The organism is Sphingomonas bacterium, from assembly GCF_903643035.1.
Classification (GTDB): Bacteria; Pseudomonadota; Alphaproteobacteria; order Sphingomonadales; family Sphingomonadaceae; genus Sphingomonas.
Genome location: NZ_CAHJWW010000050.1, coordinates 1 through 13,759, shown reverse-complemented (window position 1 = coordinate 13,759; position 13,759 = coordinate 1). Strand labels below are relative to the sequence as shown.

13 protein-coding genes and 1 pseudogene are annotated in these 13,759 nt (G+C 71.0%); 3 read left to right on the top strand and 11 right to left on the bottom strand.

Annotated features, from left to right (window positions below; genetic code table 11):
* Positions 1-54 precede the first annotated feature (54 nt).
* From HUV01_RS15300 to HUV01_RS05070, 3 genes and pseudogenes are all read right to left on the bottom strand, one after another.
* A pseudogene (locus HUV01_RS15300) lies at positions 55-648 on the bottom strand (LysR family transcriptional regulator); the annotation flags it as partial.
* Positions 649-769: 121 nt separating this feature from the next.
* On the bottom strand, positions 770-1,168 hold the full coding sequence (apaG, locus tag HUV01_RS05075; RefSeq protein WP_174297224.1) for a Co2+/Mg2+ efflux protein ApaG: 399 nt from the start codon (positions 1,166-1,168) through the stop codon (positions 770-772).
* Positions 1,165-2,370: a trans-sulfuration enzyme family protein gene (locus tag HUV01_RS05070; protein ID WP_174297223.1), complete on the bottom strand. Its 1,206-nt coding sequence runs from the start codon at positions 2,368-2,370 to the stop codon at positions 1,165-1,167. Before HUV01_RS05070 ends, apaG begins: the two co-directional genes overlap by 4 nt.
* A gap of 82 nt (positions 2,371-2,452) precedes the next feature.
* Between HUV01_RS05070 and HUV01_RS05065 the strand changes: the two genes are divergently transcribed.
* Positions 2,453-3,721, top strand: coding sequence for a phospholipid carrier-dependent glycosyltransferase (locus HUV01_RS05065; RefSeq protein WP_254606393.1), 1,269 nt, complete (start codon positions 2,453-2,455; stop codon positions 3,719-3,721).
* A 4-nt stretch (positions 3,722-3,725) separates the two neighbouring features.
* Here HUV01_RS05065 and HUV01_RS05060 read toward each other — a convergent pair whose 3' ends face one another.
* From HUV01_RS05060 to uvrC, 7 genes are all read right to left on the bottom strand, one after another.
* A complete protein-coding gene (locus tag HUV01_RS05060; RefSeq protein ID WP_174297221.1) occupies positions 3,726-4,844 on the bottom strand; it encodes a glycosyltransferase in 1,119 nt (372 codons plus the stop codon).
* Positions 4,841-5,899, bottom strand: a complete 1,059-nt coding sequence (leuB, locus tag HUV01_RS05055; RefSeq protein WP_254606392.1) for a 3-isopropylmalate dehydrogenase — start codon at positions 5,897-5,899, stop codon at positions 4,841-4,843. Before leuB ends, HUV01_RS05060 begins: the two co-directional genes overlap by 4 nt.
* A 66-nt stretch (positions 5,900-5,965) precedes the next feature.
* Entirely contained in the window at positions 5,966-6,733 is a 768-nt protein-coding gene (gene recO / locus HUV01_RS05050) for a DNA repair protein RecO (protein WP_174297220.1), read from the bottom strand.
* Positions 6,734-6,765: 32 nt separating this feature from the next.
* Positions 6,766-7,638 (bottom strand): GNAT family N-acetyltransferase, encoded by an 873-nt coding sequence (locus tag HUV01_RS05045; protein WP_254606391.1) that lies wholly within the window; start codon positions 7,636-7,638, stop codon positions 6,766-6,768.
* Positions 7,635-8,588, bottom strand: a complete 954-nt coding sequence (locus HUV01_RS15095; RefSeq protein ID WP_254606390.1) for a polysaccharide deacetylase — start codon at positions 8,586-8,588, stop codon at positions 7,635-7,637. Before HUV01_RS15095 ends, HUV01_RS05045 begins: the two co-directional genes overlap by 4 nt.
* A gap of 160 nt (positions 8,589-8,748) precedes the next feature.
* Positions 8,749-9,828: a hypothetical protein gene (locus HUV01_RS05040; protein WP_174297218.1), complete on the bottom strand. Its 1,080-nt coding sequence runs from the start codon at positions 9,826-9,828 to the stop codon at positions 8,749-8,751.
* 177 nt (positions 9,829-10,005) lie between these two features.
* A complete protein-coding gene (gene uvrC, locus HUV01_RS05035; protein ID WP_438827147.1) occupies positions 10,006-11,961 on the bottom strand; it encodes an excinuclease ABC subunit UvrC in 1,956 nt (651 codons plus the stop codon).
* Between the two features lie 97 nt (positions 11,962-12,058).
* Between uvrC and HUV01_RS05030 the strand changes: the two genes are divergently transcribed.
* Positions 12,059-12,580: a GNAT family N-acetyltransferase gene (locus tag HUV01_RS05030; RefSeq protein WP_174297216.1), complete on the top strand. Its 522-nt coding sequence runs from the start codon at positions 12,059-12,061 to the stop codon at positions 12,578-12,580.
* Complete coding sequence (locus HUV01_RS05025; protein WP_174297215.1) at positions 12,577-13,251, top strand: spermidine synthase; 675 nt, start codon at positions 12,577-12,579, stop codon at positions 13,249-13,251. Before HUV01_RS05030 ends, HUV01_RS05025 begins: the two co-directional genes overlap by 4 nt.
* A 3-nt stretch (positions 13,252-13,254) precedes the next feature.
* On the opposite strand, the gene HUV01_RS05020 is transcribed toward HUV01_RS05025, so the two are convergent.
* Positions 13,255-13,548 carry a chorismate mutase gene (locus tag HUV01_RS05020; protein WP_174297214.1) on the bottom strand — a complete coding sequence of 98 codons (294 nt, stop codon included), beginning with the start codon at positions 13,546-13,548 and terminating at the stop codon, positions 13,255-13,257.
* Between the last annotated feature and the right edge of the window lie 211 nt (positions 13,549-13,759).

Sequence of the window (13,759 nt, the reverse complement as noted above, 5' to 3'; positions counted from 1 at the left end):
TGTCTTGCGTCTGACGACGCTCCTCTACGCGCTGCCCGACGGCTCGGCCGTCCAGCGCACCGGCATCGGCCCCTCGCCGTCCGGACAGCCCGGCCAGCCGATCGCGGGCGCGTCGGCTGGGGCCAGCGGCGCGGCGAGCGTCACCATCCCCTCCGACTCCAGCGCCTCGCCCTCGTGTCCGCCCGGCCCCTCGGCCCAGCGGATCGCGAGGTCGAGGTTCGCCTCGGTGAAGTCGGGCGCCCCCCCGTTCATCGGATCCGCCGCGACCAGCACGAAGCGCAGATCGGCGTCGGTACGGGCGATCGCGGCGAGGCGCGGCATCAGCCACTTCTCCGTCAGGTCGCGCGGGGCGGCGATCGTCAGCGACTTGGACGACTGGCCCGCCTGCATCGCGCGCACCGCCTCCTCGAACTGGAGGAAGCCGCCGCGCAGCGCCGGAAGCGCGCCCTCCGCCTCGGGCGTCAGCTCCAGCCCGCGCGTGGTGCGGCGGAACAGGACGACGCCAAGCGCATCCTCCAGCGCGCGCACCTGCTGGCCGACCGCGGCCGGTGTCACGGCCAGTTCGTCGGCGGCGCGGGTGAACGACAGGTGGCGGGCGGCGGCATCGAGGACGCGCAGGCCGTTGAGGGGCAGGTGGGTGCGCTTCAAGCCCGGCGCTCCGGAACCGAGCACCGGGCGCAGGCCCCGCAAAGGCCCGGGTCGCCCGACCGCCGGCATAGGGCTGCTGGCGAGCCACCCCGGCGTTCGCTGCGGTGACGACCGACCACCCTCACCGCGCCACGGCCGGCGCGACCAGCGGGAAGCGCGGGATCGCGACGTCGAAGCCCGCCCTGTCCTCGCCGACCATGCGGTAGCTGCCCTGCATGTGCCCCGTCGGCGTCGACAGCGGACAGCCGGAGACATAATCGAAGCTCTCGCCGGGCAGGATCATCGGCTGTTCGCCGACGACGCCCTCGCCCTCGACGCTGTGGCGCGCCCCGCGGCCGTCGGTGATGATCCAGTGGCGCGTCATCAGCTGCACCGCCTGGTCGCCGCCGTTCTCGATCCGGATATGGTATGACCAGAACCAGCGCCCGCGCTCCGGCTCCGACTGGTCGGGCAGGTAGCTGACGGCCACGCGCACGACGACGCCGTCGGTTTCCTGCGCATGGGGGAACAGCGCCTTCACAGGCCCGCGCCCGCCAGCGCGGATCCGAGGTCCTCGATAAGGTCGGCGGGATCCTCCAGCCCGACGTTCAGGCGCAACAGCCCTTCGGTCACGCCCATCTCCTCGCGCTTCTCCGCCGCCACGCCCGAATGGGTTGTGGACGAGGGATGCGTCATCAGCGAACGCGAGTCGCCGATGTTGTTCGAGATATCGATCAGCCCAAGCCCGTCGAGCAGCGCATGCGCCTGCGTCCGGTCCGCGACCTCGAATGCAAAGATCGGCCCGCATGCATCCATCTGCCGCATCGCCAGATTGTGCTGCGGGTGGCTGGGCAGGCCCGGGTGAAGCATCCGCGGCACCCGCCCCTCCAGGAAGCGGCCGACCGCCAGCGCGTTCTCCGACTGGCGGCGGATGCGCAGGTCCAGCGTCTCCAGCCCCTTGAGCACCACCCACGCGTTGAACGCGCTGAGCGTCGGGCCGGTGTTGCGGTGGAACGGCAGCAGCGTGTTGAGGATGAAATCCTCCGTCCCGCAGATCGCGCCGGCAAGCACGCGGCCCTGCCCGTCCATCATCTTGGTGGCGGAATAGGCCACGATGTCCGCTCCCCACTCCATCGGCCGCTGGAGCGCCGGCGTCGCGAACGCGTTGTCGACCACCGTGCGGATGCCGCGCTCGCGCGCGATGGCGCACACGGCCGCTAGGTCGACGATGTCCATCGTCGGGTTGGCGGGTGTCTCGAAGAAGAAGACCTTCGTCTCGGGCCGGACCGCGTCGAAGAACGCCTGCGGGTCGCGCGCGTCGACGATCGTCGTGGCGATGCCGAACTTGGGCAGCAGCGTGTCGGTGAGCCAGCGGCACGATCCGAACGCCGCGCGGCCGGCGACGACATGATCGCCCGTCTCCAGCTGGCACAGCAGCGCCGCGGTCATCGCCGCCATGCCGGTGGCGGTGGCGCGGCACGCCTCCGCCCCTTCCAGCAGCGCGATCCGCTGTTCCAGCATCTCGACGGTGGGGTTCTGGAGCCGGGAATAGGTCATGCCCGCCTGCTCGCCCGCAAAGCGCGCGGCGGCGTCGCCCGCGCAGTCGTAGGCGTAGCCGGACGTGAGGAACAGCGCCTCGCTGGTCTCGCCATATTCGGTGCGCGCGGTGCCGCCGCGCACCGCGCGGGTGGCGGGGCGCCAATGGGCGGTGACGGAGCGGTCCTGGCCGGTGGTGCGCTTCATGGCCGCAGCCTTGCCGCTTTGGCTCCCGCGCCGCAAGACACCCCGGCTTGTCCGGGCTCAAGCGACGGGGCACACCGATCGCGTGACCCTTCTGCGCCGCCCCGTCTCCCTCGTGCTGCTGTTCTTCGCGGTGGCGGAGGCGCTGTTCGCCTTCCGGGTGCAGGTGCCGCACCGGCTCGTGTTCGACGAGGTGCATTATGTCCCCGCCGCGCGCGCGCTGCTGGCGTTGCAGGGGCCGCGCAACATCGAGCATCCGCTGTTCGCCAAGACGCTGATCGCGCTGTCGATCCGGCTGTTCGGCGACGACAGCCTGGGCTGGCGGGCGCTGTCGACGCTGGCGGGCGCGAGCGTGGTGGCGGGCAGCGTCGCGATCGCGTGGCTGGTGTGGCGTCGGGTGCGGCCGGCGGTGACGGTCGGCATCGCGGTGCTGGCGAACTTCACCGTCCTGATCCAGGCGCGGATCGCCATGCTCGACGGGTTCATGGCCGCCTTCGTCGTCGCCGCGATCGCCGTCCTGCTATGGTCGATGCGCGCGGGCGATGCCGGGCGGGCGTGGCGGCGCTGGCTGGGCGGTGCGATGCTGCTGGGGCTGGCGACCGGGTGCAAGTGGACCGCGCTGCCATATCTGGGCTTCGCGGGGATCGGCTTCCTGTGGGTGCGCTGGCGCGACGGGCGGGGCCTGTGGTCGGGAAACGGCCAGCGCCACTGGCCAGGGCTGCCGGCGATCCCGGCGCTCGCGTCGCTGGGGCTGGTGGCGGCGGTCGTGTATCTCGCGACGTTCGCACCGGCATTCCTCTACGCCACCGATCCGCTGACGCCGACGACCCTGCTGTCGTTCCAGGCGACGATGTTCCGCCAGCAGACGCAGGTGCTTCCGCCGCATACCTATCAGTCCGCCTGGTGGACGTGGCCGCTGATGATCCGGCCGGTCTGGTACCTGTACGAGCAGGCGGACGGGGCGCAGCGCGGCATCCTGATGCTGGGCAACCCGGCGGAGCTGTGGAGCGGACTGGTCGCGGTGCCGCCATGCCTGTGGGCGGGGCTCAGGCGGGGCGGAGACCCCCGGCTGACGGCGGTGGCTGGGCTGTGGCTCGCCTCGGTGCTGATGTGGGCATTGATCCCCAAGTCGCTGGGGTTCTTCTATTACTCCTATCTGTCGACAATCCTCGTCGCCTTGCCGATCGCGGGCGCGTGGGACCGGTTCGGGCGCGGGCGGCTGGCGGGCTGGGACGAGGCGTGGCTGACGTGCGTGCTGGCGCTGTTCGTGTTCTTCCTGCCCATACTCGCCGCGTTCCCGCTCGCCGGCCCGCGCTCGTTCGAGCACTGGATGTGGCTGGGATCGTGGCGGTGAGACCTCAATACCGCCCCCACACGAAGCGCGAGGACAGCGCGTAGTTCCACACCGCGCCCACCGCGATCCCGGCCAGCGCGGCCAGCACCCACGCCTCGGCATGCGGGTTGAACAGGAAGATCGCGACGCCGACGTCCGCGATCGCGCCGACCGAGCAGACGAGGCAGAAGCTGACCCAGCCGTCCAGCAGCGGCCGCCAACCCTTCAGCCGCGCGTCGCGATAGGTCAGCGCGTTGTTCAGGAAGAAGTTGAACGTCATCGCGACCAGCGTCGCGGCGATCGTCGCGATGCGGAACCCGTCGCGCGTTGCGTGCGGCAGCGGCGCCAGGACGAGGAAATGCACCACCGCGCCCAGCATCCCGATCGCGGCGAACATGGCGAAGCGTACCGGCACCAGCTTTCCGAACATCCGGTCGTACAGCGCGATCAGATACTCCATCGCCACGACATGATCGAGCTTGCTCTCGCCCGCCTCGCGGGTGCGGAACTGATAGCCGATCTCCGCAAAGGCGAGCGGGCGGCTGCTGGTCGTCATGATGTCGAGCAGGATCTTGAAGCCGATCCCCGACAACTGCGACACGATGCCGCGCACCACATGGGCGCGGATCATGAAGAAACCGCTCATCGGGTCCGATAGGTCGGCGTCGAGGACCCGGCGCGACAGCCGCGTCGCGAGCGCCGACTTGGCGACGCGGCCCTCGTCCCAATCGCCTAGCCCGCCACCTTCCACGAAACGCGAGCCGATCACGAGATCGAGGCCCGGCTCCGCCGCCAGCCGGTCGAGCATCCGCGGCAACAGCGTCTCGTCATGCTGGAGGTCGCCGTCGATCACTGCCACGCACGGCGCAGCGGTCGCGCACATCCCCTCGATGCAGGCGGTCGACAACCCGCGCCGGCCGATCCGCTGGATCACGCGCACGCGAGGGTCGGAGCAGCCGAGCCGACGGGCGGCGTCGGCGGTGCCGTCGGGACTGTCGTCGTCGACGAAGATCACCTCCCAGCCGCGCCCGGCCAGAGCCTGGTCGAGGAGCGCCACCAGCCGGGCCACGTTCGCCGACTCGTTGAAGGTCGGCACCACGACCGCAACTTCGAGACGCGCCGGCTCGGGCGGCGGCGCGCTCACAGCGCGGCGAGCACCGCATCGCCCATCGCCGTCGTGGACAGCGTGCCGCCCAGGTCCGGCGTCCGCGCCGCGCCGGCGATCGCCGCCTCCACCGCCGCCTCGATCCGCAGCGCCGGCGCGTCGAGGTCGAGCGAGTGGCGCAGCAACATCGCGGACGACAGGATCGCCGCGCAGGGGTTCGCCTTGCCCTGCCCGGCGATATCGGGCGCGGACCCATGGATCGGCTCGTACAGGCCGTTCTCCCCCGTCCACGCCCGGATGGAGGCGGACGGCAGCATCCCGATCGACCCCGCGCACATGCTTGCCTGGTCGGACAGGATGTCGCCGAACAGATTGCCCGTGACGATCACGTCGAACTGTCCCGGCGCGCGCACCAGCTGCATCGCGGCATTGTCGCAGTACATGTGGATCAGCTTCACCGCCGGATAGTCGCGCGCCACCTCGTTGACGACCTCGCGCCACAGCTGCGATGTCTCCAGCACGTTGGCCTTGTCCACCGAATGCAGGACGCGCTTGCGCCGGCAGGCCATCTCGAAGCCGACGCGGGCGATGCGCGCCACCTCCACCTCGTCGTAGCGCATCAGGTCGTGGCCCTCGCGCAGGCCGGTGTGGGTGAAGCCCCGACCCTTGTCGCCGAAATACACGTCGCCGGTCAGCTCGCGCAGGATCATCAGGTCGATCTGGCGCGCGACCTCCGGCTTCAGCGCGGAGGCATCCTCCAGTCCCGGGAAGAGCCGCGCGGGGCGCAGGTTGGCGAACAGACCCAGCTCCTTGCGCAAGCCAAGGATCGCCTGTTCGGGGCGCAGCGCCCGCTCCAGCCCGTCGAAGCGCGGATCGCCGACCGCGCCGAACAGGATCGCATCCGCGCGCGCCGCCAGCGCCAGCGTTTCCGGCGGCAGAGGGTGGCCCGCGGCGAGATATGCGGCGCCCCCCACCGGCGCCTCCTCGAACGCGATGTCCAGCTCCAGCACCTCCAGCACGCGGCGTGCCTGCGCGGTCACTTCGGGGCCGATGCCGTCGCCGGCCAGCACGGCGATCGTCTTGGTCTTGGCCACTCGGCCTCCTGTGCGGTGCGGAACGGTCCTTCGACACCGCCGGACCCGACCGTCAAGCGCAAACCGTCAGCCGCCCGCCTGCCCCGCTACCCGACCACTTGTCGGACCCCCGGCCTGGCGGAGCCGCTCCACCAGCCGCTCGCGCGCGGCGAGCGGCGCGGCGCGGCGGTCGGTCAGCACGTCGCGGGCCAGGAAGTGTCCGGTGATCCGCAAGGCCGCGATCACCTCGGCCCACCCCGCCGCGCCACCGTCGCGCAGGAAGGTCGGCAGCGCGAACAGCCGCTCCTCATAGCCGGCAGCCGCCGACCGGCTCACCGCGCCACCGCTGCGCGGGCTGACGAAGCCGAGATCATCGACGACGCCGGTAACGATACAGGCCGTCAGGTCCAGCCCGAAGCCAAGTTCGGCCAGCAACAGCAGCTCGTAGCGCGCCAGGCTGCTCGCCCAGCCGCGCGCGGTGGGCGCCGCCTCGATCGCGTCCAGCACGCCGCCCAGTCCCGCGTAGAGCGCGGGGTAGGGCTGCGCCTCGGGCAGGGCGGCGGCGGTCAGCGCGCAGACCCATTCGATCGCAGCCGCGGGCAGCGGCTGCACGAACAGCGCGGCGCGGCTGTGGACCGGCTCGACGATCAGCGCGGGCAGCTGCTCGTCGGTACGCGCGCGCCACTCGGCGATCACCGCATTGCCCGGCTGGATCACCGGGCCGATCCGGCGCGAGCGGCCGCCGCGCAGGTAGCCGGGCCGCATCCCGTCGCGCTCGGTCAAGGCGCGCACCACCGCGCCATGCTCGCCATGCCAGCGCGCGGCGAGGACGATGGCGGGGGCGACGAGGTGCATGGCCGGAATGTAGGCGCACCGCGGGCCGGCGCCTATCGCCGCAACGCGTGGGTCCAGCGCCGCAACCGATCGCTGCCGCCGGCCCAGGCGACCACGGCGTCGAACCCCGCCAGCGCCGACGCCAGTATCCGGTTGGCGAGCGTCCGCCGCAGCAGCAGCACGTCGCAGCATTCGACGCCGCCGGTCGCGAACAGCCGCTTGTGGCGGCCGTCGCCCTCCAGGAAGTCGAACCGCGCGAAGCGGTCGGCGAACAGGTCGCGCAGCGCCGCCGCCATCAGCACCGCGCCCGGCGACAGTTCGCCGGCCGCGGGATCGTGGCCGACATGGTCGTAGCGTAGCGTGGCGCCCTGCGCCGAGCACAGCAGGAACGCGACCGGCCGGCCGTCGCGGTGCAGCAGCCAGCCGCGCAAGGCATCGCCCGCCGCCATCGCCGCCGCCTCCGCATCGCCCGGCAACGCCGCGCCCAGCAGCCGCTGCTGATAGGTCGTCGCCGCCACAGCGCGCGCGGGCGGCAGGAAAGCGGCGATCTCGTCGGGCGTCGCGTGCCGGCTCACCTCGCCGCGCAAGCGCCGCGCCTTGCGCCCGAGCAATGAGCGCGCGTTGGCGGACAGCCCAGCCCACCACGCCTCCGCGCCCAGCCTCAGGTCGACGAAGCAGCGCGCGTAACGCTGGCGGACATGGACCAGCGCCCCGCGCGAGCCGACCCGATCCAGCATCGCTTCGGGCACCGAGGTGACGAGATAGCCGTGGTCCTCGGGACGCAGCGGCGGCAGCGGCGGCGCGCTGCCCGACAGCGCGTCGGCGAGCGACCAGGGCACGCGCACCAGCCGCCGCCGCACCGCGAATAATGTGCGAGCGCCGACCTGGAAACGCAGCGGCACGCCGCCCGCCGCCGTCGCGCTCACGCCGCGCGTTCCTCGATCATGTTGGACCAGAGCTGCTCGGCCTGGCGCCACCCCGTCATCAGCCGGCCGGGCGCGAGCGGCCGGTCGTCGCGGCCGAGCGTCAGCCTGGGCGCGTCGCCGAAATGCACGGTGGACAGCACGTGGCGCCATTCGTCCAGCGCCTCGCACAGCGCGTCGAAGCGGCGGACATGCACGGCGTTGGCGCGCGTGCCCGCGCGGTTTGCGAGCTCGAAGCCGTGGCTGACCAGCGTGGCGCAGGCATGACCGTTCACCACCGCGTGCGTCAGCACCGCGCGCAGCTCGCCCGTCGACAGCGCGCAGATTTGCGCGGGGCGGTAGCGGCCGGGCCGTTCCTCCACCAGCGTCACCGGCACCTCGGTCACGCCGCCGCGCGCGACGGGCGCGATCTGGTGTGGCGGCAGGCCGATGCCGCTCGGCCAGGGCGCCTCCGCGCCGTTGTGGCTGCTGTCATAGGCGATGCCCAGCGCCGCCAGCGCGGTCAGCGTCCGGTCGTCGGCCGAATAGCTGCCGCCGCGGAACGCGACTGGCTGCGGCGCGCCCGCCGCCACCAGCAGCTCGGCGGCACCCGCGATCAGGTCGTGCTGCTCGGCGGCGCTGTATTCCACCATCTCGAAGCGCGCGTGCCGCGCGCCGCGGTCGCCCGCGCGGGCGCCGGCCCAGTTGGGGTGGCAGTGAAGCTGCACCTCCTGCCCCGCGTCGAGCACCTGGCCGACGAGCCGCCGGATCGGCTCCAGCCCGAACGCGATAGCGGGCATGGGATCGATGAAGAAGCACGCCTTCAGCCGATGCGCCGCCAGCCGCGCGAGCTGATAGGCGACCCCCACGCCGGCGGGCTCGCAGCTGAGCCGGTAGAGGTCGTCCAGCGCCCGCCCGGCGACATGATGCCGCCACGCGAACTCGGCGTCGATGGTGAGGAAGACGGGCGTCATTGCATAGTCCGTACCAATCGCCGGGTAAATCGTTCGTTATGCCGCGCTCAGATAGATGGCGGCGGCGCGTGATGCGTGGCTGCCTGCGTCGGCGCCTCGGCCGCGCCGCACGATCCGCGCCCGCGCTGTCGACGATACACCTGCCGCCCCCGGCGCCCATTCAGACGTTGATCAGCCCGATCTTTCCCAGGTAAAAGTCGGCAACCATGTCCGTACAGGGCTCGTCGAGCGCCGTCGGATAGGACTTGTGGGACGTCTCGAAGCGATGACCCTCTCGCCGGACATAGGTGACCTCATACGCTGCCGGCATGCCGACCCCACCGGCGACCATGTAGATGCCGTTGTTGTTCCCGTGCACATGAACCAGCTGGTGAGTGACGGACAGTTTGTCGAACACGTGGTAGATGCCGTCCATATACTCGCGCTCATATACCCGTTCGAGCCCATGAATCTCCATGACGATCTGCGAGAACCGTGCCAGGTCGTCCTGCTCCATGGCGGCGAGGCACGACCATTCATGACCCTCGATATCGCATTTCAGGATCATGTCGTGGTTGTCGGCATGACCGTTCCTGTGAATCAGGTCCGGAATGCTTGCGAACCGCCCGTCGGCGGAGGACGCCGGGGCGATCCCGACCCGTTCCCAATGAAAGGCTGGATCGGTCTCGGGCAGGAACTCGATGGTGTGATCATATTGATGGATGGCGCAGTTCCTGGACGCCATCTCCAGATCCCATGCGACGTCGTCGTTGATGCCGAGGCTGTAGCAGACCCGGTCCCGCAGGTTCTCGTCGAGCATGATGTAGCCGCCATCGCCCGCGCGTCCGACCCGCACCAAGCTGCCGCCGACGACATCCATGGGGCTGAGGCGCTTGAGACAGTTCAACGCCACGTCGGCTAGAAAGGGCTCGGGAAAGGATGCGAGCAGCGGCTGACGCGGCACGAACCTGTACTGGAACACCAGCGCACCATGCGTCAAGGGCGTCGTGCCGGAGAAGACGACCTTCACGTCCTTCACGTCGCCGTCGCAGTAACGAACCGGCACGAGGATGTTGAACCCGCAACATCCATGCTCGGACACCTTCCCCTTCAGGTCCTCGCGCAGCTTCACGGCAGGGGTTCTGGAAACAAGGACCTCGTCGATGTACAGGTTGAGATGCACCGGCCCACCCGCGTCCGTCGCCCAGCCGGCGATGATGTTCTCGACGACGCTGTCGACATAGCCTACCAGTTCGCTCACGATCGATCCCTGCCTGTGACGCGTCTTCAGCGGTCCGCATGACCGTCTTTCGCCCGTCCGGGCGTCCGCCTAGCATAGGCGTCCGGCAGGCGGTAGCGATGGTCACCTGCCGGCGAAGGATCGCTCCCTAGGCGGCCGGCATCGCTTCGTACGCGCCCGGCCAGGCAGGCAGGAGACCTACTGCCGCGCGTGGTAGAAGTCGTACACTGTCTGCGCGACCGCGCCGCTCACGCCCGGCGCCTGTTGCAGGTCCTCCAGGCTCGCGTTGCGCACCGCGCGGCCGGTGCCGAAGTGCATCAGCAGCGCCTTCTTGCGCGCCGGGCCGATGCCGGGCACCTCGTCCAGCGGGCTCGCGCCGATCGCCTTGGCGCGCTTCTCGCGGTGCGCGCCGATCGCGAAGCGGTGGACCTCGTCGCGCAGCCGCTGGAGGTAGAACAGCACGGGCGCGTTGACCGGCAGCTGGAACTCGCGCCCGTCGAGCATGTGGAACACCTCGCGCCCGTCGCGGCCGTGGTGCGGACCCTTGGCGACGCCGACCATGCACACGTCCTCTATCCCCAGCTCCTCCAGGACCGCCCTGGCCGACTTGAGCTGCCCGCGGCCGCCGTCGATCAGCACCAGGTCCGGCCACGTCGCCCCGTCCTTTCCAACAGCGTCGCGGTCGGGCGCCTCCTCCAGCTGGCGGGCGAAGCGGCGGCGGAACACCTCGCGCATCATGCCGAAGTCGTCGTCGGTGCGGGCCTCGTTCCCCTTGATGTTGAACTTGCGGTACTGGCCCTTGCGGAAGCCCTCCGGCCCGGCGACCACCATCGCGCCGAGCGCGTTCGTCCCCTGGATATGGCTGTTGTCATACACCTCGATCCGGTCGGGCGGCTCGGGGAGGTCGAACAGCTCCGCCACCTCGCGCAGCAGCCTGGCCTGGGTGGTGCTCTCGGCCAGCCGCCGTTCCAGCGCCTCCTGCGCATTGCGTTTCGCCTGGTCGAGCAGCCGGCGCCTTGTGCCGCGCTGGGGGACCGACAGCTCGACCTTGCGCCCGGCCTGCGACGCGAACGCCTCCGCCAGCGCGTCGCGGTCGGGCAGCTCGCGGTCGACGAACACCGTCCGCGCGGGCGGTACCTCCTCGTAGAACTGCGTCAGGAAGCTCGTCAGCACCTCGTCCTCCGGCACGTCCTGGACGTGCGACGGGAAGAAGCTGCGATGGCCCCAGTTCTGTCCGCCGCGGATGAAGAACGCCTGGATGCCGACCACGCCCTCCTTGCACGCCATCGCGAAGATGTCCGCGTCGCCGATCCCCTCCGCGTTGATGAACTGCGTCCCCTGGATGAACGTCAGCGCCTTTAGCCGGTCGCGCAGCACCACCGCGCGTTCGAAATCCATCGCCGCGGCGGCGACCTCCATTTCCGCGCCGAGCCTCGCCTGCACATCGGTCGCCTTGCCGGCCAGGAAGTCCTTCGCGTCGGACACCAGCTCGGCATAGCCCGGCTCGTCGATCCGCCCGACGCACGGCGCCGAGCATCGCTTGATCTGGTACAGCAGGCATGGCCGGTCGCGCGTCTTGAAGAAGCCGTCGGTGCACGAGCGCAGCAGGAACAGCTTCTGCAGCGCGTTCAACGTGTTGTTGACGCTGCCCGCACTCGCGAACGGGCCGTAATAGTCGCCCTTCGCCCGCCGGGCGCCGCGATGCTTCTGGATGCGCGGGAACTGCTGGTCGCCGCGCAGCAGGATGAAGGGGAACGACTTGTCGTCGCGCAACAGCACGTTGTACGCCGGACGGTACCGCTTGATGAGCTGCGCCTCCAGCAGCAGCGCCTCCGCCTCGTTGTTGGTGGTGACGATCGTCATCGACCGGGTCTGCGACACCATGCGGCGGATGCGGTTCGTCAGCCGGTCGATCTGCATGTAGTTGGACACGCGGTTCTTCAGCGCGCGCGCCTTGCCGACGTACAGCACGTCGCCGTTGACGTCCTGCATCCGGTAGACGCCGGGCTTGAGCGGCAGCGTCTGGACGACGTTGCGTATCGCGGCGACGCCCGTCGTCAGGTCGGGCGCGTCGGCACCGCGGACGGCGAAGGTCGCGCCCTCCTCGTTGAAGCGGGCCTCGTGCGAATGGGTGGGTGGACCGTAGTCGGACATGCCCTGCATGTAGGACGGCGCGAGTCGCCGGGCCAGACCGTCTCGCCCTGGCGCGTGCCCTGCCCTATGGCGCGGCTCACCGCCGCGAGGGAGCCGCATGTTCATACCCACCACCGACGACGACGTGCCCGCCATCGCCGCGCTGATGAACCGCGCCTATCGTGGCGGGGCCGACAACGGAGGCTGGACGACCGAGGACGCGTACCTCGCCGGTGACCGCACGACCGCCGGACTGCTGCACGCGGAGATCGCTGCCGCGCCGGACGCCGCGATGCTGGTATGGCCCGAACCGGATGGAGCCTTGTCGGGCTGCGTGCGGCTGGAGCCAGTCGGCGACGGCGTCTGGTATCTGGGCTCGCTGGCCGTCGATCCGGCGCGGCAGGGAGCGGGGCTGGGCCGGACCGTGCTGAGCTCGGCCGAGGCGTGGGTGCGCGAGCAAGGCGGCACGCGCGTCCGCATGACGGTCGTCAACGTTCGCGAGACGCTGATCGGGTGGTACGAACGGCGCGGCTATCGCCGGACCGGGAAGATCATACCCTTCCCGTATGGCGACGAACGGTTGGGTACGCCGTTGCGCGACGATCTCTCGTTCGTGGTGCTGGAGAAGAGCCTGCCATGACGCCGCGCGAGCTGGTCGCCACCGCGCCCGTACCGGGCGGGGATCCGTTGCGGCTGTTCAGGCGCGGCGCCGACTACATGATCGTGCTCGACCGCAACGAGCTGATGAACAGCCGGATGAGCGGTTCCGAGGCGGCGCTGGCGACGATGGCAGTGGAACGGCTGGCCGGTGTCGCGGCGCCGAGGCTGCTGGTCGGCGGCTATGGAATGGGGTTCACGCTGCGCGCCGCGCTCGCGGCGCTGGGCGCGGAGGCGCGACTGACGGTCGCCGAACTGGTGCCCGAGATCGTCGACTGGGCGCGCGGGCCGATGGCGGCGCTGACCGCCGGCTGCCTCGACGATCCGCGCGTGACGCTGGAGGTCGCCGACGTCGCAGAGACGATCGCGGCCGTGCCCGCGCGCTGGGACGCGATCCTGCTCGACGTCGACAACGGGCCGGACGGCCTGACGCGAGACGTCAACGACCGGCTCTACTCGCCGCGCGGCCTCGCGACCGCGCGGCGGGCGTTGCGGCCGGACGGCATGCTGGCGGTCTGGTCCGCCGCCCCCGACGCCGCCTTCGCGCGGCGGATGCGGGAGGCCGGGTTCGCGACCGAGGAGGTCGTCGTGCGCGCGCGCGGCAACGGCAAGGGACCCCGGCACGTCATCTGGTTCGGACGGGTGGGCCGATAGCGGTCAACGCGCGTCGAACCGCGCCAGTTCGTACGCGATCGAGTCCTCCACCAGCCGCTCGTACAGCGCCGCGATCGGCTCGGCCGGCGCCCCGTCGCGGGCGGCCGTCGCGCGGACCCTGGCGATCACCGCCGCCTTGCGGGGCTCGTCGCGGACGTGGCTCCGCTCCGGCTTGATCCGCGCGGCGGCGTCCATGAAGCGGAAGCGACGGGCGAGGAGCTCGACGATCGCATCGTCCAGCGCATCCACGCCGGCGCGCACATCGGCCATCGTCGTACAGTCTTCGGGCTCGATCATCGCGCGCGCCCGGCAAGGCTGGAGCATCGGAGAAAGGTGGCGGCGCGCCGCCGAACCCGGTCGAGCGCCACAACCGATCAGTTCGGGCGACCGAGCCCGGCGATGGTGCGATCGACCAGCCCGCGGTCGGCGGCGGCGCCATGATCGCGGGCGATGATCGCGCCTGCCGCGCGGACGGCGGCATCGGCCGCGCGGGCGCGCACCTCCGCCA

Coding starts and splice junctions, on each gene's coding strand:
- HUV01_RS05070 (WP_174297223.1), bottom strand. CDS start 2,370: ATGAAGCGCACCACCGGCCAGGACCGCTCCGTCACCGCCCATTGGCGC.
- recO (WP_174297220.1), bottom strand. CDS start 6,733: ATGCACCTCGTCGCCCCCGCCATCGTCCTCGCCGCGCGCTGGCATGGC.
- HUV01_RS15095 (WP_254606390.1), bottom strand. CDS start 8,588: ATGACGCCCGTCTTCCTCACCATCGACGCCGAGTTCGCGTGGCGGCAT.
- uvrC (WP_438827147.1), bottom strand. CDS start 11,961: ATGTCCGACTACGGTCCACCCACCCATTCGCACGAGGCCCGCTTCAAC.
- HUV01_RS05030 (WP_174297216.1), top strand. CDS start 12,059: ATGTTCATACCCACCACCGACGACGACGTGCCCGCCATCGCCGCGCTG.
- HUV01_RS05025 (WP_174297215.1), top strand. CDS start 12,577: ATGACGCCGCGCGAGCTGGTCGCCACCGCGCCCGTACCGGGCGGGGAT.
- HUV01_RS05020 (WP_174297214.1), bottom strand. CDS start 13,548: ATGATCGAGCCCGAAGACTGTACGACGATGGCCGATGTGCGCGCCGGC.